General features: G+C 45.5%; 24 protein-coding genes. 3 read left to right on the forward strand and 21 right to left on the reverse strand.

What is annotated here, in order from left to right; genetic code table 11:
* Nucleotides 1-7 precede the first annotated feature (7 nt).
* Nucleotides 8-778, forward strand: a complete 771-nt coding sequence (gene fnr, locus JaK3_RS10115) for a fumarate/nitrate reduction transcriptional regulator Fnr (protein ID WP_068324434.1) — start codon at nt 8-10, stop codon at nt 776-778.
* Here fnr and JaK3_RS10120 read toward each other — a convergent pair.
* From JaK3_RS10120 to JaK3_RS10165, 10 genes are all read right to left on the reverse strand, one after another.
* Complete coding sequence (locus JaK3_RS10120; protein WP_068324436.1) at nt 775-1,035, reverse strand: hypothetical protein; 261 nt, start codon at nt 1,033-1,035, stop codon at nt 775-777. The genes fnr and JaK3_RS10120 overlap by 4 nt on opposite strands.
* Nucleotides 1,032-1,238 carry a FixH family protein gene (locus JaK3_RS10125; protein WP_068324439.1) on the reverse strand — a complete coding sequence of 69 codons (207 nt, stop codon included), beginning with the start codon at nt 1,236-1,238 and terminating at the stop codon, nt 1,032-1,034. Before JaK3_RS10125 ends, JaK3_RS10120 begins: the two co-directional genes overlap by 4 nt.
* A gap of 25 nt (nt 1,239-1,263) precedes the next feature.
* On the reverse strand, nt 1,264-2,721 hold the full coding sequence (gene ccoG / locus JaK3_RS10130; protein WP_068324442.1) for a cytochrome c oxidase accessory protein CcoG: 1,458 nt from the start codon (nt 2,719-2,721) through the stop codon (nt 1,264-1,266).
* A gap of 12 nt (nt 2,722-2,733) precedes the next feature.
* Nucleotides 2,734-3,660 (reverse strand): cytochrome-c oxidase, cbb3-type subunit III, encoded by a 927-nt coding sequence (gene ccoP, locus JaK3_RS10135; protein ID WP_068324445.1) that lies wholly within the window; start codon nt 3,658-3,660, stop codon nt 2,734-2,736.
* The gene (locus JaK3_RS10140) at nt 3,657-3,824 is read right to left on the reverse strand and encodes a CcoQ/FixQ family Cbb3-type cytochrome c oxidase assembly chaperone (protein WP_068324448.1); all 168 of its coding nucleotides are present in this window, start codon (nt 3,822-3,824) and stop codon (nt 3,657-3,659) included. Before JaK3_RS10140 ends, ccoP begins: the two co-directional genes overlap by 4 nt.
* A 34-nt stretch (nt 3,825-3,858) precedes the next feature.
* A complete protein-coding gene (ccoO, locus tag JaK3_RS10145) occupies nt 3,859-4,509 on the reverse strand; it encodes a cytochrome-c oxidase, cbb3-type subunit II (RefSeq protein WP_068324451.1) in 651 nt (216 codons plus the stop codon).
* 12 nt (nt 4,510-4,521) lie between these two features.
* The gene (gene ccoN / locus JaK3_RS10150; protein ID WP_068324454.1) at nt 4,522-5,961 is read right to left on the reverse strand and encodes a cytochrome-c oxidase, cbb3-type subunit I; all 1,440 of its coding nucleotides are present in this window, start codon (nt 5,959-5,961) and stop codon (nt 4,522-4,524) included.
* Between the two features lie 165 nt (nt 5,962-6,126).
* The gene (gene ccoS / locus JaK3_RS10155) at nt 6,127-6,306 is read right to left on the reverse strand and encodes a cbb3-type cytochrome oxidase assembly protein CcoS (RefSeq protein WP_068324457.1); all 180 of its coding nucleotides are present in this window, start codon (nt 6,304-6,306) and stop codon (nt 6,127-6,129) included.
* Between the two features lie 9 nt (nt 6,307-6,315).
* Complete coding sequence (locus tag JaK3_RS10160; RefSeq protein ID WP_068324460.1) at nt 6,316-8,748, reverse strand: heavy metal translocating P-type ATPase; 2,433 nt, start codon at nt 8,746-8,748, stop codon at nt 6,316-6,318.
* Nucleotides 8,749-8,756: 8 nt separating this feature from the next.
* Nucleotides 8,757-9,992 (reverse strand): MFS transporter, encoded by a 1,236-nt coding sequence (locus JaK3_RS10165; RefSeq protein ID WP_068324463.1) that lies wholly within the window; start codon nt 9,990-9,992, stop codon nt 8,757-8,759.
* A gap of 87 nt (nt 9,993-10,079) precedes the next feature.
* Between JaK3_RS10165 and JaK3_RS10170 the strand changes: the two genes are divergently transcribed.
* Nucleotides 10,080-11,063 carry a Bug family tripartite tricarboxylate transporter substrate binding protein gene (locus JaK3_RS10170; RefSeq protein ID WP_068324466.1) on the forward strand — a complete coding sequence of 328 codons (984 nt, stop codon included), beginning with the start codon at nt 10,080-10,082 and terminating at the stop codon, nt 11,061-11,063.
* Between the two features lie 10 nt (nt 11,064-11,073).
* On the opposite strand, the gene JaK3_RS10175 is transcribed toward JaK3_RS10170, so the two are convergent.
* Both JaK3_RS10175 and JaK3_RS10180 read right to left on the reverse strand, forming a co-directional pair.
* Nucleotides 11,074-11,829: a 2OG-Fe dioxygenase family protein gene (locus tag JaK3_RS10175; RefSeq protein ID WP_068324469.1), complete on the reverse strand. Its 756-nt coding sequence runs from the start codon at nt 11,827-11,829 to the stop codon at nt 11,074-11,076.
* A 58-nt stretch (nt 11,830-11,887) separates the two neighbouring features.
* The gene (locus tag JaK3_RS10180) at nt 11,888-13,189 is read right to left on the reverse strand and encodes a TAXI family TRAP transporter solute-binding subunit (RefSeq protein ID WP_068324472.1); all 1,302 of its coding nucleotides are present in this window, start codon (nt 13,187-13,189) and stop codon (nt 11,888-11,890) included.
* Between the two features lie 116 nt (nt 13,190-13,305).
* Between JaK3_RS10180 and JaK3_RS10185 the strand changes: the two genes are divergently transcribed.
* Nucleotides 13,306-14,067 carry an SDR family oxidoreductase gene (locus JaK3_RS10185; protein WP_068324475.1) on the forward strand — a complete coding sequence of 254 codons (762 nt, stop codon included), beginning with the start codon at nt 13,306-13,308 and terminating at the stop codon, nt 14,065-14,067.
* Nucleotides 14,068-14,081: 14 nt separating this feature from the next.
* Here the strand turns inward: JaK3_RS10185 and ccmI are convergent, their stop codons facing one another.
* From ccmI to ccmA, 9 genes are read right to left on the reverse strand one after another with little or no spacing between them, the layout of a single operon-like run.
* On the reverse strand, nt 14,082-15,281 hold the full coding sequence (gene ccmI, locus JaK3_RS10190) for a c-type cytochrome biogenesis protein CcmI (RefSeq protein WP_068324477.1): 1,200 nt from the start codon (nt 15,279-15,281) through the stop codon (nt 14,082-14,084).
* On the reverse strand, nt 15,278-15,751 hold the full coding sequence (locus tag JaK3_RS10195) for a cytochrome c-type biogenesis protein (protein ID WP_082786436.1): 474 nt from the start codon (nt 15,749-15,751) through the stop codon (nt 15,278-15,280). Before JaK3_RS10195 ends, ccmI begins: the two co-directional genes overlap by 4 nt.
* Nucleotides 15,748-16,275, reverse strand: a complete 528-nt coding sequence (locus JaK3_RS10200) for a DsbE family thiol:disulfide interchange protein (protein ID WP_068324479.1) — start codon at nt 16,273-16,275, stop codon at nt 15,748-15,750. The genes JaK3_RS10195 and JaK3_RS10200 overlap by 4 nt, the downstream gene beginning before the upstream one ends.
* Complete coding sequence (locus JaK3_RS10205; protein WP_068324482.1) at nt 16,272-18,191, reverse strand: heme lyase CcmF/NrfE family subunit; 1,920 nt, start codon at nt 18,189-18,191, stop codon at nt 16,272-16,274. The genes JaK3_RS10200 and JaK3_RS10205 overlap by 4 nt, the downstream gene beginning before the upstream one ends.
* Nucleotides 18,188-18,622, reverse strand: coding sequence for a cytochrome c maturation protein CcmE (gene ccmE / locus JaK3_RS10210; RefSeq protein WP_068324485.1), 435 nt, complete (start codon nt 18,620-18,622; stop codon nt 18,188-18,190). Before ccmE ends, JaK3_RS10205 begins: the two co-directional genes overlap by 4 nt.
* Nucleotides 18,619-18,807 (reverse strand): heme exporter protein CcmD, encoded by a 189-nt coding sequence (gene ccmD, locus JaK3_RS10215; protein ID WP_068324488.1) that lies wholly within the window; start codon nt 18,805-18,807, stop codon nt 18,619-18,621. Before ccmD ends, ccmE begins: the two co-directional genes overlap by 4 nt.
* Nucleotides 18,807-19,577, reverse strand: a complete 771-nt coding sequence (locus JaK3_RS10220; RefSeq protein ID WP_068324490.1) for a heme ABC transporter permease — start codon at nt 19,575-19,577, stop codon at nt 18,807-18,809. Before JaK3_RS10220 ends, ccmD begins: the two co-directional genes overlap by 1 nt.
* A complete protein-coding gene (gene ccmB / locus JaK3_RS10225; RefSeq protein WP_068324493.1) occupies nt 19,574-20,239 on the reverse strand; it encodes a heme exporter protein CcmB in 666 nt (221 codons plus the stop codon). Before ccmB ends, JaK3_RS10220 begins: the two co-directional genes overlap by 4 nt.
* Nucleotides 20,236-20,883 (reverse strand): cytochrome c biogenesis heme-transporting ATPase CcmA, encoded by a 648-nt coding sequence (gene ccmA / locus JaK3_RS10230; RefSeq protein WP_240480937.1) that lies wholly within the window; start codon nt 20,881-20,883, stop codon nt 20,236-20,238. The genes ccmB and ccmA overlap by 4 nt, the downstream gene beginning before the upstream one ends.
* Nucleotides 20,884-20,902 lie beyond the last annotated feature (19 nt).

Genomic DNA, 20,902 nt, shown 5'->3' on the forward strand with positions numbered 1-20,902 from the left:
TTCCAATATGAATTACAAACCTACCGACACCCCAACCAGCAAATGCTCAGTATGTGTACTGGGTCAGTTTTGCCTACCGGTTGGTCTAAACAGTAGTGAAGTCTCAAAAATTGACAGCCTGGTTAAAGAGCGAGTCCACCTACAAAAAGGAGAAAGCTTATATCGCCATGGCGATCCACTCAGCTCTGTATACAGCGTCCGCTTTGGTACCCTCAAAACCGAATTTTGCCTCCAAGATGGTCGACAACAAGTCATTGGCTTTCATCTTCCCGGTGAAATCTTAGGTTTAGATGGGATTGGTGAAGGCTATTATCAATCCGATGCAATTGCATTGGAAGAGAGTGAAGTTTGTATTATTCGCTACGAAGCCTTTGAAGATTTAGCGCGTCAAATTCCAGTATTGCAAAATCAGTTTCACAAGATCATGAGTCGCGAACTGACTCAAGACCAACGACACCTACTTTCTCTGGGCACAATGCGTGCGGAGGAAAGATTGGCTGCATTTTTATTAAGTCTCTCTCAACGCTTAGCAGCGCGCGGATATCTGAATAATGAATTTGATTTACGCATGAGTCGTAATGACATCGGCAGTTATCTTGGCATTCAAATTGAAACTGTTAGCCGCATGCTATCGCGCTTTGCTGAATCAGGTCTGATTCAAATTAAGCAACGTCATATCAAACTGATCGATATGAACGGTCTATATGAATTGGCAGGCATTCCAAACCCTGACCGCCAGGGCTGCTCTACCCCAGAAATCCCGATCAAACAGGCTTAAATTAAGCCACGATCTACATCTTTGCTATCTGGTGACTCAATACCAGGCAGGATATAAGCTGTCAGCGCACTAGATGCAGCGCAAAAGATCCAAATAGCAAAAAATCCAATGGTATAGATACCCTCATCCGAGATATCTGGGTGATGACCAAAAAATAGCAAATCCTGTGGATGCACTATGGTGAACAACAAGCCTTCTGCCATGCCAGCCACCAAAAAGGAAGGCCACAAAATCCAGATCAGCAAGCGGTACTTCATTTTTGAACCTGCGTATCTTTAAGCTGCTGCTCAACCTTTAGTCCGCGTTTAACTACACCATCGCGCAAAGGTTTATCAGCTTGATAGTTAATTGCCAAATAAATGGTGATGATGCAACCGATCATCGCAACTGCCGGCCCACTGATCAATAACCATGGCCACAATTGTTTAAACCAAGGTTTAGTATTTTGCTGTTCTGTCATATACATCCTCTCCATTACTTTTAGCTTAACGGGGAATAATAAAAGTCGATTTTTCATCACGCGTTCTGGTGATTATTTCATTTCCAGACAATTCGCGAGCAATCACATCAAAATGAATTGGGTAATTACCCGGCTGATTTACCCCAGTTTCAGTGCTCACCTTAATTGGCATTAGCAAGTTACTTGCAGGCGCCACCTCAATCTCAGTGACGACCTGACCTTGAGAATTAAGCACTTTTAGACCATCCAAACCAAGGGCCTTCACTTGCACGTTCATATTATTTTCAGATGCATTCATGATCTGAATACGGTAAATATTTTCAATTCGCACGCCCTCAACCTCGCGTGCTAAAGCTCCGCGATCACGCATCACGTCAACCCTCAATGGATTACGAGTAGCCAAAGAAACCAAGAAGGCACCAGTAAGCACAGTAATGAAAGCTGTATAGATTAAAACGCGTGGGCGCAAGATATGACGAATAGCACTTTGATTCGATTCTCGATCCTCAATAGCTCGCTCAGTCGTATATCGAATCAATCCTTTTGGATAATCTACTTTTTCCATTACCTGATCGCATGCATCAATACAGGCGCCACAACCAATACACATGTATTGCAAGCCATCACGAATATCAATGCCAGTAGGACAAACTTGCACGCAAATACTGCAGTCAACGCAATCACCTAAACCCAGAGACTCATGGTCTGCAGATTTACTACGGCTGCCTCTAGGCTCGCCACGTACCTTGTCATATGTCACCAAGAAGGTATCTTTATCCACCATTACACTTTGGAAGCGTGCATAGGGACACATGTATTTACAAACTTGTTCACGCATAAAACCTGCGTTACCCCAAGTAGCAAAGGCATAAAAACATAACCAGAAAGTCTGCCAAGGACCCAACGACAAGTGAATTAATGCAGATCCCAGAGTGCTAATTGGTGTGAAATAACCAATGAAAGTAAAGCCAGTCCAGAATGCGATCAACAACCAAAGGAAATGTTTGGTGATCTTAAGGCGCCACTTTCTAAACCCCCAGGGCCACTCCTCACCGTCTAAACGAATGCGAGCAAAACGATCACCCTCCACCTTGCGCTCGATCCACATAAAGATCTCGGTATATACCGTTTGCGGACAAGCGTACCCACAAAATAGTCGACCAGCAATCGCAGTGAAGAGGAATAGTGCTAAAGCAGAAAGAATTAATAGGAGTGTGAGATAAATCACATCCTGCGGCCATAAAACAATGCCGAAGATATAAAACTTACGCTGAATTAAATCAAAGAGAACGGCCTGACGACCATTCCAGCTAACCCACGGTAAACCATAAAACAGTAGCTGGGTTGCAAAAACGAGGATAAAACGCCAACGGGCAAATAAGCCCGTAACAGAGCGCGGGTAAATCTTTCGCCGGACCTCGTAAAGAGACTCCTCAATAACTTCTATCGGAATAGGTTTACCACCCGGCGGAAGAGCTGCCACTAAATACTTTTCTTATTTTGCCGCTGCAGGTTGTTTATTGTTAGATAAACCCCATACATATGCAGTTAATAAATGAATTTTCTCAGGACTCAAGACTTTATCTTGAGAAGGCATCATTGCCATACGGCCCTTAGTTACAGTCTCAACAATTGTTGCCTCTGAGCCACCATATAACCAAACTTTATCTGTAAGGTTTGGAGCGCCTAAAACAATATTGCCTTTGCCTTCTGGGCCGTGACATGCTGCGCAATTCGATTTGTAAACTTCAGAACCGCGAGCCGCTTTGAGATCATCTGCAGGTAAGCCAGAAAGGCTACGAACGTAGTTAGCAACATCCACAATTTGCTTGCTATCCAATTGCGGGAATGGAGGCATTACACCTGCACGACCGTTAATAAGAGTTGTCTTGATATTTTCTGGTGAGCCGCCATAGAGCCAGTCGCCATCAGTCAAATTCGGGAAGCCTTTAGCACCACCGGCATCTGAACCATGACACTGTGCACAAGAATTCAAGAACAAACGTTGACCCATTTCACGCGCCTTAGGATCAGCAGCAACTTGCTCAATATCCATAGTGACGTATTTAGCATAAACGGGCTTTAACTCTTCATTCGCAGTTGTCATGGATTTCATGAGCGAGCCATCGGTACTGTAACCCAACACACCGGGGAAAGAGCCGAGACCAGGGAATAAAACCAAATAAACCAAACCAAACACGCAGGATAGTAAGAACATCCACATCCACCAGCGTGGGAGCGGATTATTGAGTTCACGTAAGTCGCCATCCCAAACATGGCCAGTATCAGCTACAGCGCCATCAGCTGTATGTACAACTTTAGCTTTACGCTGTGAAAATAATAGCCATACACACCAAACAATACCCACTAATGAAACTAGGGCGATGTAGCTACTCCAACCGCTGCTAAAAAAGTCACTCATGATTTATCCTTACTGAATTCATCCGGAAGATCAAATGGAAGTTCTGCTGATTCCTGGTTTGCTTCTTTTCTACCAGGAGACCAAGCCCACCAAACAATTCCTACAAAGAAAATAAGTCCAATTACTGTAGAAAAAGCAGAGAGGTAGGGTGTGATCTGTTCCATTTGATTTATGTCGTTCTAATTAAAATCCCAGCCTTTACTTGGCCACCACTTCATCAACAACGATGTATCTACGATTTACGCCAAGGCCCTGAAGATAAGCAATCAATGCATCCTCTTCAGTTTTACCTTCTAACTCTTTAGGTGCATTAGCAATCATTTCCTCGGTGTAAGGAACACCCAGGCGAGTCATCGCAATCATGTGAGATTGAATAGTGGAAGCATTTGCAGCATTCTTCTGCAACCAAGGATATCCAGGCATATTGGACTCGGGAACCACATCGCGCGGATTGCGCAAGTGAATACGATGCCAATCATCAGAGTAACGAGCGCCTACACGAGCTAAATCTGGGCCAGTACGCTTGCTACCCCATAAGAACGGATGATCATAGACAGATTCGCCAGCCAAAGAATAAGGACCATAACGCTCAACTTCAGAGCGCAAAGTACGAATCTGTTGCGAATGGCAACCAACGCAACCTTCGCGCTGATAGATATCACGTCCCGCCAAGCGTAAAGCTGTATATGGCTCTACGCCAGGACTTGGCTCAGTTGTAGTGTGTTGGAAAAAGAGTGGCACGATTTGCACTAAGCCTGCAATCGATACAACAATGATCGTCGCAATAATTAACCAGCCAACGTTTTTCTCAAGTGTTCCGTGGGAAAAGAATTTATTTTCGCTAGACATTTTCTTCTCCTTTTAGTGTTCAGCAACGGCCGTTGGAATAGGCGCATTTACAAAAGTTTTACCTTGCACAGTTTTGAAGACGTTGAACGCCATCAAGAACATACCGCTGAGGTAGCACAAGCCGCCCAACAAACGAATCATGTAGAAAGGATAAGTTGCTTTAACGGACTCAACGAAGCTATATGTCAATGTCCCATCAGGCTCAAATGCTCTCCACATCAAACCTTGCATTACGCCTGCAATCCACATAGCGGCAATGTACAAAACGACACCGATAGTGGCGATCCAGAAATGCAATTCGATCCACTTAGTGCTGTACATCTCTTTTTGACCAACCAAACGTGGAATCAAATAGTAGAGAGAGCCAATCGTAATCATGGCAACCCAGCCTAAAGCACCTGAGTGAACGTGGCCAATGGTCCAGTCTGTGTAATGTGACAAGCTATTTACAGTCTTAATTGACATCATGGAACCTTCAAAGGTAGACATACCGTAGAAGGACAGAGCTACAACTAAGAATTTCAGGATAGGGTCACGACGGAGTTTGTACCAAGCGCCTGACAAAGTCATGATGCCGTTAATCATGCCGCCCCAAGATGGCGCCAACAAGATTAAAGAGAATACGGTTCCGAGAGACTGGGTCCAGTCAGGCAAAGAGGTGTGCTGCAAATGGTGAGGACCAGCCCACATGTAAGTAAAGTTCAAAGCCCAGAAGTGAACAATGGACAAACGATACGAATAGATTGGACGCTCTGCTTGCTTAGGAATGAAGTAGTACATCATGCCCAAGAAGCTAGTAGTCAAGAAGAAGCCTACCGCGTTGTGGCCATACCACCACTGCACCATCGCATCTTGTACGCCAGCATATGCTGAATATGACTTCCACAATGTCGCAGGCATTTCCAAGTTATTGAAAATATGCAAAATGGCGATTGTCAGAATGTAAGCACCGAAGAACCAGTTGGAAACATAAATATGTTTCGTCTTGCGCTTCATGATCGTGCCAAAGAACACTACTGCATAGGCCACCCAAACTAAGGTGATCAAAATATCAATTGGCCACTCAAGTTCAGCGTACTCTTTTGATGTTGAAATGCCTAATGGCAATGTCACTGCAGCTAAAACAATCACTGCCTGCCAACCCCAAAAAGTAAACGCCGCTAACTTGTCACAAAATAAGCGTGCCTGACTTGTGCGCTGCACGATGTAATAAGACGTTGCAAACAGCGCCGAGCCACCGAAAGCAAAAATCACCGCATTGGTATGCAGTGGACGCAAACGACCATAGCTTAACCAAGGAATATTAAAAGTGATATCAGGCCAGATGAGCTGGGCTGCGAGAATAACTCCCACGAGCATGCCAACAATTCCCCAGAGCACAGTAACAATGGCAAATTGGCTGACAACCTTGTAATTGAAGGTATCTTGATTACTCCCCACGGTAAGTCCCATGGTTTCTCCTTTTTTGTGACCAAACAGCGACATAATCCAAATAGACTGGATCGATTATCAAAGTAAGGCCCCCAAGGGGGTTTGATCTATATCAAAAAGGGTGGGGCAAATTCAGGAAGCAGGGAAAGAAAATGGATTATTTCCTAGATCTCTTTAAATATATGACTATTTTTGAGAGTGCTTACTAACTTCTTTGGGTCTAGGCACATCGTCATCCATCAAAATTGCTTGGCCTGGACCATCCAAATCATCGAACTGACCACTCTTAATCGACCAGTTCAAAATCCAGACCAAAAGACCAATAAGGACCAGCGACAAAGGGATGAGGAGATAGAGACTTTCCATTCCTATAGTCTAAGCCTTTCGCAAACGCCAAGCATTTAAGGTCACTGCAAGCGAGGAAAGTGACATGCCGATTCCAGCAACCCATGGATTGACCCAGCCCATCATCGCAGCCGGAATGGCAAGTAGGTTATAGATCAGAGCCCACAATAAATTCTCTTTAATAATTGCCTGCGTTTTATCCGCTAATAGCAATGTTTTTGCCAAAGGCTCTAGTGAGGCAGCAGTGAGAATGGCATCAGCTCCAGCTGCTGCTAATGGCGCACCCGCTCCAACAGCTATTGAGATATCTGCACGCGCAAGTAAAGGCGCATCGTTTACACCATCGCCAATGGCCCATATAAAGCGCCCTTCTTTTTGTAAGCGCTCAATGTAATCATATTTATCCTCGGGGGTGCAGCCGCCTTGATAGTGCTCTATACCAACATGATGAGCCCACCAAGCAACCGTCTCACGATCGTCACCTGAAACCAAATGCACGGCAATATTTCTAGACTTCACTACTTTTAAGAATTGCTCTAGACCCACCCTTGGTGTATCCAAGAAAACAAAGCTAGCGATTAATCCTTGTTCGTCAGCTAAATGCACCTGCCCATATTGCCCCTGTTGAGCGCCTTGATCTACACCCAACCATAGCGCGCTTCCCAGCCGATAAGGTCCAGAACTTAAACCTCTACCCAAAAGATTAATAACAGGTTCGCTTAACAAAGGTAGTGTGAGTTTTTCACTTTCTGCAGCACGCAACAATGAAAGTGCTAATGGATGCCTCTGCCCAATCTCTAATGCCGCTGCCAATGCTAAGGCATCCTCACGGTGATAACCGGAGCGCAAATTGATAACTTCCTGTAGCTCTGGCTGGCCCATTGTTAAGGTGCCGGTTTTATCTAACACTAAATCAGTTGCCCTTACCAAGCCCTCCATCACGTGTCCGCGTACGATCAGCAAGCCTAATTTAGTTACAGCGCCTTGAGCAGCTGCCATGGCAGTAGGTACAGCTAACGATAAGGCACAAGGACAGCTGGCAACAAGAACCGAAACTAAAACTGTCCATGCGCGACTAGGATCAAAGTAAAACCAAATTGCTGAGGAAGTAAATGCACTTAGCAATAAAAAAGTGACAAAGTATGCTGTCCATTTTTCTGCAAGACTCACCATTACCGGCTTTGCTAGCAATGCTTGATCAAGTAGAGATGCAATGCCTGCAATACGAGTTGACTGGCCTACTGCTTCAATTCGCATCAATAATGGGTTAAGAATATTATGCGTTCCTGCATATACGTGATCGCCAATTTTTTTCTCTACCGGCTTAGATTCACCGGTGAGCAATGACTCGTCTAATGCACTTGCATTTTCAATTAAGACACCATCTGCAGGAACCACCTCACCCGGAGATACTCGCAACACTTCACCAGGATTGCAGTTGACTACTGGCACAACTTCGATCTCTTGTGTTGCAGGGTAATTAAATGCGCGCTCACAGGTAGCGGGCAATTGTTTTGCTAACGCCTCTGCACCACCCTGCGCATCTTGCCTTGCCAATAACTCAACATATCTTGCGGCCAAAATAAACGCCACAAACATCGTGATGGAGTCAAAATAGCTTTTTCCAGACCCTGTTACTAAATTAATAGTGCCCGCAATAAAGGCTAAGGCTAAAGCCAAGGCTATGGGAACATCCATCCCAAGCATATGCGTCTGCTTGACCGACTGAATACTGCGCCAAGATGCCTGGAATATGGGTCCAGCTGAATAAACTATTACAGGGACAGTGAGAGCCCAACTTGCCCAACCCATCAATAACTCAAACTCAGGTGTAATGTCAGCACCAGTATAGGTTGGCCATGCATACATCATGACCTGCATCATGCCAAGCATTGCAACACCCAGGCGCATGAGCAATTTACGTCTCTCAACTTTTGCCCTATCCAAAGATTGAGATGGCTCGAATGGCCAAGCCTCGTAACCAATGCGTTCAATTTCAAATAGTAATCGCGCTAAGCTTGTTTTGACTGGGGAAAAACGTACCATCACCTTTTGGGTGACGTAATTAATTTGTACGTCCCGCACGCCTACATTACGACGCAAATGCTGTTCACATAGCCATACACAAGCTGCGCAACGAATTTTTTCTAAACGTAGAGTGGTCTCTAAACTATCCCCATCTCCAGATGGTCGAGTAAAGCGACCACGCAAAGATGGATCATCGTAAGGCTTAAGTTTTTCTGGAATTTCATTACTTGCAAGATAGGCAGCTGGCTTCTCACCAGACTGCGAGCGCCTGGCATAGAAAACCTCTAAGCCCTCACCGTGGATGGTTTGGGCAATAGCCATGCAACCTGGACAGCAAAATGATCTAATATGACCGCCTAATTCTGCTTCAATTAAATCACTTGGAAGGATCTGGCTTGAGCAGTGATAACAAACTAAAGAATTCGATTTATTCATTCAATTACTCATGCACGCTCTGAGCCACCCCAACCTCTACGACGCTCGTAAATGACGAACAAAACGCCCCATATCACCACGGCAACATATGCCCAAACCCAGGCGGCTTGAGAAGAGCGCGAACCCGATATATCTAGAACGAAACCAAATATTGCGGGACCCAATAAACCGCCGCCAAATCCCATTAGCGAGTGCAAACCCATCGCTGCGCCCTTAATATTTTCCTGGGCACTAATGACCAAGCCGGCGGTAAGTGTTGATGAATCCGCCATGATGAAAATAGCATGTCCAATAGCAAGAGCAACAATCAACCACCATGATTGCCCCGTTGAACAAGCAAATGCAATACCTAATACAGCGCTAGTCAGCATCACAATACAAACCCACTTCTGACGTCCGACTCTTAAGGCAATCTCATTACCTAATATTGAAGCAGGTACACCAAAGAAATTAATCACTCCAGCCAAGGTCGTTGCCGCTAGAAAAAAGGTCTCTCCTGATGCCGCCGCACAAAAAGCGAAAAAGGCAACAATCCAACTTCTAGATGCAAAGAGCTCCAATGTATGAGCGGTATAGCCAAAAATAAATCCAGAGGCATTTTTATCTTGCAAAACCAGTTTCCATTTACCCACTGGGAAGATATCGTGCAGACGTATATTGATTGGTCCCCTCCACTTGTCATGCTGCAATGCCGGAATAAATATCAAGACAATCAAAAATGCAGCTAATGGGCCTAATGCAATCAGGCTAAATACATAATGCCAACCTAGCGCACTCAAAATCCAACCGGAACATAAGTAAGAAAACCCTGTACCAATCCCAAAGAAGGCTGTGTAAAAAGCAATGTGTCGTGTTAGTTCGCCAGACTGAATCCGATCAGACAAAATTTTGAGGCCCGGCATATAGGTGCCAGCAAGGCCAGCCCCATTTAATGCCATAAACAATAGTGCTGTCCAAAAGTTATATGCCAACAGACCCATACCAAGAAGTCCGCAAGTAGCAATAAGACCGCCAACTAAGTAAACTTTGCGCGCATCAACCCGATCAGTCAATGCAGTTGCTAATGGAACCGCTAGCATGTAGCCAAAGAAAAAAGCACTAGCAATCAAACCAGATTGCAAATTACTGAGGCGCCACTCTTCTTGAAGGGCAGTTAGTACTACTGCGTAGCAAGCAAAGCCCAATAAGGCACAGGTTTGTGCCAAAAGCATAAGAGGGGTATAACCAGCTGAACGAAAGCGCATAAATAGTCAGTAGAAACGTGAACTCATTCTACTCGCCCAGATCAAAATTGACCCGCTACACTAATAAAAAAACAAGATGGAGGCAACATGAATACCAAGTCACTAACCGTCAGACTCCTGCAAATTGGCGCCAGCCTCTTTGTCGGACTTAATAGCCCCTTGGCAATTGCCGATACCTACCCATCCAAACCCATAAAGGCAATTGTTCCCTTTGCCCCAGGCAGCACAACAGATCAAATTGGACGTGCATTTGCTGCAAAGATGTCAGAAACCTTGGGTCAACCTGTTGTCGTTGAAAATAAGCCCGGAGCCAATGGCTTAATTGGTGCTGATTTTGTTGCCAAAGCGCCTGCAGATGGTTACACCATTCTGATTGGGACCAATAGCACCAATGCTGCACTTAAAAGCTTAGTCAAAAATTTACCGTACAACCAAGATACGGCATTCACTCCGATTGGATATTTTGGATCGGCTCCACTGATTGTTGCAATCAACAATGATGTGCCCGCAAAATCACTGAATGGATTTGTCTCGCTTGCCAAAGCAAACCCTGGAAAAATGACTTTTGCTTACGCAAGTACATCGCAGCGCGTTTCCTCAGAAATGCTTGCAAGCTTTGCCGACATTCAAATGACTGGGGTGTCATATAAGAGCGGACCCAATGCCATGACAGATTTAATCGGCGGCCAGGTCAATATGTTTACATCTGACTTTGGAGTTTCCTTACCTCAAGTGCAGTCAGGCAAGATTCGCGGTCTCGCCGTGACCTCCTTGAAACGCTCGCCCGTGATTCCAGAATTACCCACTGTAAATGAAGCGCTAGGCATCAAAGGCTATGAACTTATCGCCTTCTTTGCAGCATTTGGACCAGCCGGCATGCCCAAAGACGCGGTCCTCAAACTCAATCAGGCCATAAACAATGCCGCTAAATCAAAAGATTTAGTTGAGAGACTTTCTGCCAATGGTTTTGAAACACAACCTGGCACGCCTGAGGCACTCGGTCAAAAAATTAAACTTGAAACCGCTAAATGGGCTAAGGCCATTAAAGAAGCAGGTATGCAACCAGAGTAAGTCCTTGGACTTATTGCTGGCTACGATTAGGTGCGTCTTGGAAACCGTTAGAGCGGTAGGTTAAGACCAATGTATCTCGGTATCCGTAATCCGCTAATGGCTGAATAGGCGTTGATTCATGGATCATGCGTTGATCATTCATTAACAGCAAAGACCAAGGCTGTGTGAGAGTAAAGCGTAGGCCCGCAGAACCAGAAGCATCAAATATTCTGGTCTCACCACCTTTGATACCTGAACGATCCAACAAGAAGACCGCTACAAAATCTACGCCATCACGATGAGCGCCCTCAGGCGTGGGACGCCCAATACCGTCAGTTGTATCAATCCGAAATTGATGCGCCTCCACAAACCAAGTATTGACTTGTTTTAAGCCATTCAAAATATGTGCAAGCCCTAGTAATAACGATTGCCAAGCAGGGTCACCTAACAACTCCTTCTGAATGGGCTCAAACCAACGTTCAATGCCGCCGTGAAGCGCGTTGTAGTCGAGTGATTGCCAATGTGCTCGATGTGGCACCAAGGTCAATTCATCACCCTTAATTTCATAACTAGCGTGGCGACGGAAACGATATCGACCACCGTCCTTTAAATAAGGATCACGGGGCAAATCCCCCCAGAACTTGACGAGGCTTTGAAGATTGGTCAGATCCACATGACTAAATTGAGCCACAGTCTCAGCAGACACCACCGCGAAACCATCTTCACGCAAAGCCTGGTCAATCTGCTTAAGAGGGGTCAGCGAAGGCGCAAGGCCGGCAATAGTCATCTGCTTATTTTAGGGCAGATGGCAGAATCGGGTTTGGCCTGTTATCCAGCATTTCATCTCAATGCACTAGATTTAAGCGCCCGCGTACCTCACCCACATGCCCTTTTAGGTCATATAGCTCTTTGGCATCCAACATAGAAACCTTGATATTGCCAACCCGTCTTTCGATAGCCTCGAGATCTTTAAAGTTCTTTTCCTTAAGCTCGGGGTTTTGAGCATTTCTCTCAATCACCTTAAGCTCTTCGTATACCTGAGCTAACTTCAGTCGCAAGAAGAAATTCTTGGCTGAAGGGATGTAAGTAAATAACGGAATCAAAATTACCAACAATGGAATAACAATTTTGACAAAGCGACCCGCCCAAACTGCAGTCCAAAATGGAAGATGACGATGCAGGAATGAAGGTCCATCTTTTAAATAAATTTCTGCGTCTACATGCAAAGGAAAATCCAATCCAGCGCTTGATGGAAACTCACCCACTTTTTGTAAGCGCGAATACGATTTCAAAATATCGTATGAAGCTCCAAGCACCAGAGAAACCAATGCTGGATTGATATCCTCATGCGCAACTAATGTGGCTGTAGCAGCCATGACTTGAATGTCTTGACGTGGCTGATCATGCTGAATGCTCAATAACCCTCTGGGCACTGTCACTTTAGACAAATACGTGAGATTGCGGGTATAAGCATCTGCCTGATCAAAGTTCATCAAACGAATCCCTGGAACAGAGTAAAACTTTCTCAGGATTGGGGCCTCAGCTGCGGCGACGATAAATACTGCATCTAACTCACCACTACTTAATTTGGCAATGGCTTCATCTGGTTTAAGTCTCTGTGCGCCAATTTCTTTATCGGTAATGCCGCTGGCCTGCAATAAATCTTTAGTCAGAGCCAAAGTACCACTGCCTTCATTTCCAATGGAAACTTTTTTTCCTTTTAACTGACTCAATATCTTGAGTTGGCCACCATCGCTTTTAAATGCGCCTTCGCGATACCAAACCCAAATAGGCTCATAAAACATGCCCGCTATTGAGACCAATTTAGGGTAATCGCTAACGTTAGCCACACCACCCTGAACCATCGCAAAATCCACTCCAGATTTTGGATCATTTAAGAGAGCCAGGTTATCAATAGTTCCGCCAGTAGAGCGAACCTTGAGATTGACACCCTCCTTAGCTAAATCAGCCTTTAAGCGTTCCCCAAACTGGTAGTACAAACCAGTCGGGAATCCCGTTGCCATTTCAATCGATTTAGGCGGCGGCGGAATTAAGATCCAAAGCACACCAAAAAGGATAATTAAAAGCGCAAAAAAGGAGGCTGCTAGAGCCAAGGGGTTATAGATCTGTCTTTTGATGAAATTCATTAAAGTCTCTTCATGTTTTTTGCATTATGCCCCGACCATGGCGCAAGGAAAAGCTTTCAAATCCAATCACCCAAATCAAGATAAGATGATGCTTTTTAAAAGCCCTAAAGACCATTATGAATTCAGCAAAAACCAAGGTGGCCCTAGTGACAGGCGCAGGAACTGGGATCGGGAAGGCCGCTGCCAAGGCCCTACTCAAAGGCGGCTATCAAGTGGTGCTGACAGGCCGCAATCTCGATAAATTAGAAAAAGCCATTGCTGATATTGGCGGCGATCAGAGCAACTGCCTTGCCGTATCTTGTGATGTTGGCAAACCAGATGAGGTCAAAAAGTTATTTACCGCACTAAGCAATCGGTTTGGTCGCATAGATATTTTATTTAATAACGCTGGCATGGGCGCCCCCGCCATTCCCATGGAAGAACTTAGCTATGAGCAGTGGATGAATGTCGTGAATACCAATCTTTGTGGCGCATTCCTATGCTCACAGGAAGCGATTCGCATGATGAAGGCGCAATCCCCTCAAGGTGGCAGAATTATTAACAACGGCTCTATATCTGCTCATGCACCACGACCCATGTCTGCACCATATACCGCAACAAAACATGCGATCAGCGGCTTAACTAAAACGATTGCATTGGATGGGCGTCCATTTAATATTGCCTGCGGTCAAATTGATATCGGCAATGCCGCAACCGAAATGACTGAACGTATGGCTGCCGGCATTCTGCAAGCTGATCAATCTACTAAAGTAGAGCCGCGTATGGATGTTGATCACGTCGGAGAAGCCGTGCTTCATATGGCTCAACTCCCGCTAGAAAGCAATATTCTATCGATGACAATTATGGCTACCAATATGCCATTTGTAGGTAGAGGCTAAAGCAGTCTTTTGGACTACTGGCGCACTTGATCGATCAGCAGGCGAACGCTACTTGCACCAACCTTAACCGTCTGGGCTGATGAAATTAAGTCTCCCGCCTCTGGTTTAGCCATTCCAGTTTTGGAGATGCGCACTTCGATACTCGCCTCAGATAATTGAGAGAGCGGTGAGCTTGGATTCATTGCCAAAGAATCATTCAAGGTAAAGCTCATTGGGAAATCACTAATAGCAACCTTTAAGACGGCTACCGGCATACGCTCACCAGGCTTGCGGGCAATGACCATCACAATATCACCCGACTTAATCTTAGACTTCAGGTCTGGTGCTAATTCAATCTTGCCGCTAATCGATTTACCAGCCACTGAAGTAGGAGCTTGCGAAGAAAGTCCACCCTTAGAGCGAGCCTCAGCAATCGAACCCTGGATAGCGCGCGCTTCATCGGTATCTGCTGGTATCTGTTTTGCTAATTTCTCCCAAGTCTGTACAGCCGCTTTGTAATTGCCAGAGCTATACGCTGCAGTGCCCGAAAGCCATAGCGCCATTAAATTATCAGGATCCAGCTTTAAAGCCTGATTAATTAACTGCAAAGGCTTTCCGGCAAAGTTACCGTCAGCATTGGTAGCCAATACATCTGCATAGTCGGCTAATAATTGAGGATCAGAATTAATAAAGTCGCCAGCACGTCCATATGCCTTAGCGGCATCCTCATTGCGACCCAAGATACGATAAGAGCGAGCTAGCATTGCCCAACCCTTCAAGTTGCTAGGATCTTTTTCCATCTTGATGGCAAATTCAGCCACCATTTTTTCAACGCCTTCTTGGGTAACCGGTGTCTCAGAATTTTTTTGCGCTACACGGACTACATCTCCCAATGAAAAATAGAGTCCCGATGAAAGCACGACAATAAAAATACATAAGCCAATAGCGGTCTTTTTCGTAGAACCCGCTACCTCACGATCATCCTCTACGATCGTATCCTGGAAAAGACGTTGCCGCATTTCAGCATGAGCAATTTCATAGTCAACAGAATTGATTACACCAGCCTGATGCTCTGCTTCCAATTTATCAAGCTCTTCTCGATAAATGGCAGCATTCATCTGGCGACGAGATGTTGCTGCACTCTTTGCAGGAAATATAAAAGGTCGCAACACCAGCACTAACACTAGAACCAAGAGTAGAAAGGCGGGAATCAAAAAGCTAGTCACTAAATTCATCCTTCTTTCTTATCGGCTGCATTGAGCAATGCATCAATTTTTTGATTGTCTGCATCAGTCAGAACAACATTAGGAACGCTACTGTTGCGACGGCGTAAATACACTAAGAGGCCTGCAATGCCAATACCCAGGATGACGAATGGGCCAATCCAAAGCAACCAGGTCACCGGTTTAACTGGCGGACGATAGAGCACGAAATCGCCGTAACGCTCAACCATGAAAGAGCGAATTTGATCGTCCGACCTACCTTCACTAATCAGAATTCGAATTTCACGGCGCAAATCATTTGCCAAATCTGAGCGCGAGCCCGCCAAGGATTCGTTTTGACATACCAAGCAGCGCATCTCTTCTGAAATACTAATCAAGCGCTGCTCTGTTACAGGGTCATCCGCAAGAGGCGCAGCGTCTCTGGCAAATACACTGCCAAGGCTTAACGCGGTCAATGTAGCTAAAAAAATCCGCTTCATCATTTTTTAAGCTCGTTCAGCTTGGGGTAAATTTTTTCATTCAATAAGTTCATAGTCAATGGACCAATATGCTTAAAGCGAATCACGCCCGCTTTATCAATAATGTAGGTCTCGGGAACCCCATAGACTCCGTAATCAATACCAACGCGGCCATTGCCATCAAAAGCAGAAAGTACGTAGGGATTGCCTTGCTTTGCCAACATTGCCAAGGCATCTTCACGCTTGTCTTTGTAGTCCAAACCAATCACTGGGGCCATTTGAGATTTTGCTAGCTCCACCAATACTGGGTGCTCTTCACGACAAGCTACGCACCACGATGCCCAAACGTTGAGGACCCATACTTGACCCTTCATGCTTTCTGGTGAAAATGTTTTATTAGGCTCAGCCAATTGAGGAACCTCAAATGCTGGGGCAGCCTTATTGATTAATGGTGATGGCACTTCATGAGGATCGCGATTGAGGCCGATAGCTAAAAAAACTACTAGACCTACAAATAAAACGAGTGGAATTAAAAATTTTGCTTTCATGCGAACTTGTTCTTTAATTTCATTCGATAACGCTTATCCGACATCGCCAATACGCCACCTAGGGCCATTAGCAAGCAGCCGCCCCAGATCCAATCAACAAAAGGTTTGTAGTAAACACGCACGGCCCATGACTGGTCACCCAACTCCTCGCCAAGAGATACATAAATATCGCGGGTAAGTCCAGCATCAATGGCCGCTTCAGTCATTGGCATTGTGGATGAAAAATAGCTTCTCTTTTCAGGATAAAGACTGGTCTGAGAACCGCCATCTTTTGACAATAAGAATGTGCCGCGCATTGCTTGATAATTTGGGCCGCGAGCAGCGTTAACACCCTGCAATTGAATTTGATAACCACCAACCGTCACCGTATCGCCAGCTGACATGCGCACATCTTTTTCTTCTTGGTAGGCACCTACCATCGTGACGCCAATGACAAATACCGCAATACCTAGATGGGCTACCTGCATACCAATAAAGGAGCGAGTTGGTTTACCTGCCTTTGCTTGGCGAACAATTTGCATGCAGCCTGATGCAATCACCCAAAAAGCCAACATGAAGCCCATACCAGCAAGCCAAGTAAATTGTCCCATGATTAACGGAATTGCAACTCCCGCAACCAAAGCAACCGCGCCCGCAAGCCATAAGCGCTTAATGATGCTGAGTAAGTTGCTTTGCTTCCAGCTTGCCCAAGGGCCTATGCCCATCAATACCAATAAAGGAACCATGATGGGAACAAAGACGCTATTGAAATAAGGAGGGCCTACAGAAATCTTGCCAAGATGCAAAGCATCTATCAATAGAGGATAGAGTGTGCCGAGCAAAACAGATCCGGCTGAAACAACTAAAAATACATTTCCAAGCAAGATAAATGTTTCTCTAGAGCTCAAATTAAATTTACCGCCCATAGTGCTCTTTGGTGCTCGCCAAGCGTAAAGCGCTAAAGATGATCCAACAACTAACGATAAAAAGATCAGAATGAAAATACCGCGTCTTGGATCGGTTGCAAATGCATGCACTGAGGTCAATACACCAGATCGAACTAGGAAGGTGCCTAGCAAGGACAAGGAGAACGCGGTAATCGCTAATAATACGGTCCAGCTTTTAAAGCCACCACGCTTTTCAGTAACAGCTAATGAATGCAATAAGGCGGTGCCCACTAACCAAGGAATAAATGAAGCATTCTCAACGGGATCCCAGAACCACCAACCACCCCAACCTAATTCGTAGTAGGCCCACCAAGAGCCCAGCGCAATACCGAGGGTCAAGAAAACCCAGGCAGCTGTTGTCCATGGGCGTGACCAACGCGCCCATGCTGCATCTAATCTGCCTGACAACAAAGAAGCAATTGCAAAAGCAAAAGCTACTGAAAAACCAACATAACCCATGTACAACATTGGTGGATGAAATACCAAACCAGGATCTTGTAAAAGTGGATTTAAAGATCGACCGTCTTGAGCGGCTGGCAACAAACGCTCAAAAGGATTTGAGGTAGTTAGTACAAATAACAACAAACCACTAGTGACCAGTCCTAAAACACCAATTACTCTGGCCACCATGAAATCATCCAAGGCCTTAGAAAGTTGCGCTACCAATATAGTCCATGTAGCTAGCAAGAAAACCCACAGCAACAGTGATCCTTCATGACCACCCCATACCGCACCTAATCGATAGATCACCGGCATTTGTGAATTGGAATGCTCAGCAACATAGAGCACAGAAAAATCGTTACTGTAAAAACTCCATGCCAGTATTCCGAAGGCGATCGCCAATAATAAGAAAACAGTCTGAGCGGTAGGTCTTGCCAGAACTAACCAGTCTCGGCGACCAAAGTGGGCGCCTACTAAGGGCAAAACCCCTTGCACGAGAGAAATACAAAGCGCCAAAACTAATGCGTAATGCCCAAACTCAGGAATCATTTAGCGCTTCCGTTTTTTTGCGCCTGGTCTAACGCGTGTTTGGCTTCAGGAGGCATGTAATTCTCATCATGTTTCGCAAGTACTTCGCTGGCAATAAATTCACCATTCGCATTCATGCGACCTTGAATTACTGCACCCTTACCTTCTTTGAATAAATCAGGAAGAATGCCGGTGTATGCGACTGGAATGTCTTTCACAAGGTCAGTGATCTCAAAGTGGACAGTGAGGCCGTCACGTTTTACCGAGCCCTCCTTCACCATGCCGCCGATCCTAAAAGCTTGACCCTGAGGCGCCTTACCTGCCGCAACCTCACTTGGCGTGACATATAAAGCTATATTGCTGTTAAGTGCATTCAAGATCAACATCGCAGCAACTCCAATCGCTAGGAGTGCGGCAACAATAATCAATGCGCGTTTATGTCTAGGCTTCACTTACTAATCTCTTTATCAAACTGCTCTGCCAGTTGTTGTTGCTTCAATCTGCGGATTACTGCCCTAAAGCGGGCGCGCACAAATAGAGGCTCCAATATCAAAACCAGGGCACAAATGCCAAAACTGCTCCACACATAAAGTGCGTAACCGCCCATGGCAAAAAACTCGGAAGGACTATTCCACATCAGCTTTTCACCTCAATTGATTGTCTCACCCAATCCGCATGGGCTTCACGCTCCAAAATGATTGCCCTCACTCGCATTAAGGTAACTGCAATCGTGTACATCCAGAAACATAGGGCCATTAATAACATTGCCCAGAGCATGGTTTGGGCCATAGCTGGCGATTTGGTCAATGAAACGGATGCGCCTTGATGCAAGGTATTCCACCATTTCACTGAAAAATAAATAATCGGCACGTTTACTACACCTACCAAAGCCAAGATAGCGCTAGCTTTATCAGCGCGGCGCGGATCATCAATAGAGGCTCGTAGGGCAATAAAGCCCAAATAGAGAAACAATAGAATCAGCTCTGATGTGAGTCGTGCATCCCATACCCACCATGTACCCCACATTGGCTTACCCCAGAATGCACCCGTCCATAAAGACAGAAATGCCATCCAGGCGCCTATTGGCGCAAGCGCCTGCGCCATCATGGCAGACAAGCGGGTATTAAAAACAAGTCCAAGCCCCGCCCAAGCAGCCATCACTAAATAGATAAACATCGACATCCATGAGGCTGGCACATGAATAAAGATTATTCGATAGCCCTGCCCTTGAACAGCGTCGACTGGAGCAACAAAAAAACTAACCCATAAACCGACGGCACCAAACAGGAACGTTAAAACCCAGAAAAATGGGATGAGCTTACCTGCCACCGGATAAAAGGTGCTGGGGCTCGATAACTTAAACCAGTTAATCAAGCGGTGGTTAGAAAAGTGATTTATCTGACTCATTCGATTGCAATCTTTACGGCGGCAGTACTTACCCAAGGGACAAATGCTAAAGCCAAAATCAATAATGCGCCCAACAATGAAAAATGACCTGATGTATCTAAACCAACGCTATGAGCATATACAGCGCCAGCACCAAAAATAAGGACCGGAATAAATAAAGGCAATATCAATAAGCTTAGTAACACGCTGCCACCCCTCACTCCTAGGGTCAATGCAGCGCCTATTGAGCCCAGCAAGGATAGCACTGGAGTACCCAATAGTAGAGTGCCCATCAGCACATACAAAGAGCCGGCATCCAAATCAAACTGAATGCCAATAATTGGGGCTAAGAGCACTAGCGGTAGACCACACACAATCCAGTGGGCAATAATTTTTCCAGTCACGAGCAATGCCAAGGGTTGAGGTGACAAAACCAGCTGCTCTAGCGAACCGTCTTGATAGTCAGCTGCAAACATTCGATGCAAGCCCAGCAAGGTAGATAGCAAGGCTGCCACCCATAGAACACCCGGCGCAATTTTGCGCAACAAGGCAGCATCAGCACCTATCCCCAAAGGAAATAAGCTAGTCACAACGACAAAAAAGAATAAGGCTGTCAGCACCTCACTCTTGCGGCGCATAACCAACAACAAATCGCGGTGAATGATTGCCAGTAAAGCCTTCATAGATCCAGCACCCTGACATTAGGAAGCGTTACCTCTTGATGGCTAGTCAAAACCACTAAGCCGCCAAATTCCACATGCTCAGCAATAAGGTCTTGCAAAGCTTGTACCGCATGTACATCCAAAGCATTGAATGGTTCATCCAAAATCCACAGCTTTGCTTGACGCGTCAACATACGAGCCATCAAGACGCGTCGCTTTTGACCGGCCGACAAGCAACTGACTGGCAAGTGTTCGCGCCCGCGCAAACCAAAACGCCAGAGAGCAGATAACGCTTTCTCATCCGGCAAATGAACATCATCTAGAGCAGCATAGAGCTGTAAATTTTCTAGCGCAGTGAGGTCTTCCTTTAAGGCATCACGATGCCCCAGAAATAAAAGCTCACGATGAAAGGTAGAGACATCCTTATTAATGGATAGTCCTCCCCATAAAATCTCACCTGTCTCCGGCTTAGATAAACCCGTCAACAATCTTAGTAGGCTGGTTTTTCCAACGCCATTCTCACCACGTACATGCAGACACTCTCCACTAGAGACTGTTAAGTTGAGCCCCTCAAATAATCTTCTCTCACCACGCACGCATGCAAGAGCTCGCGCTTCAAGCATCAAAGCTGGATTGCTGGAGGAGGAAGATATATTGACTGTCATGTAGGGCAATGGCTTGATT

The organism is Polynucleobacter yangtzensis (assembly GCF_001595965.1).
GTDB classification, from domain to species: Bacteria; Pseudomonadota; Gammaproteobacteria; order Burkholderiales; family Burkholderiaceae; genus Polynucleobacter; species Polynucleobacter yangtzensis.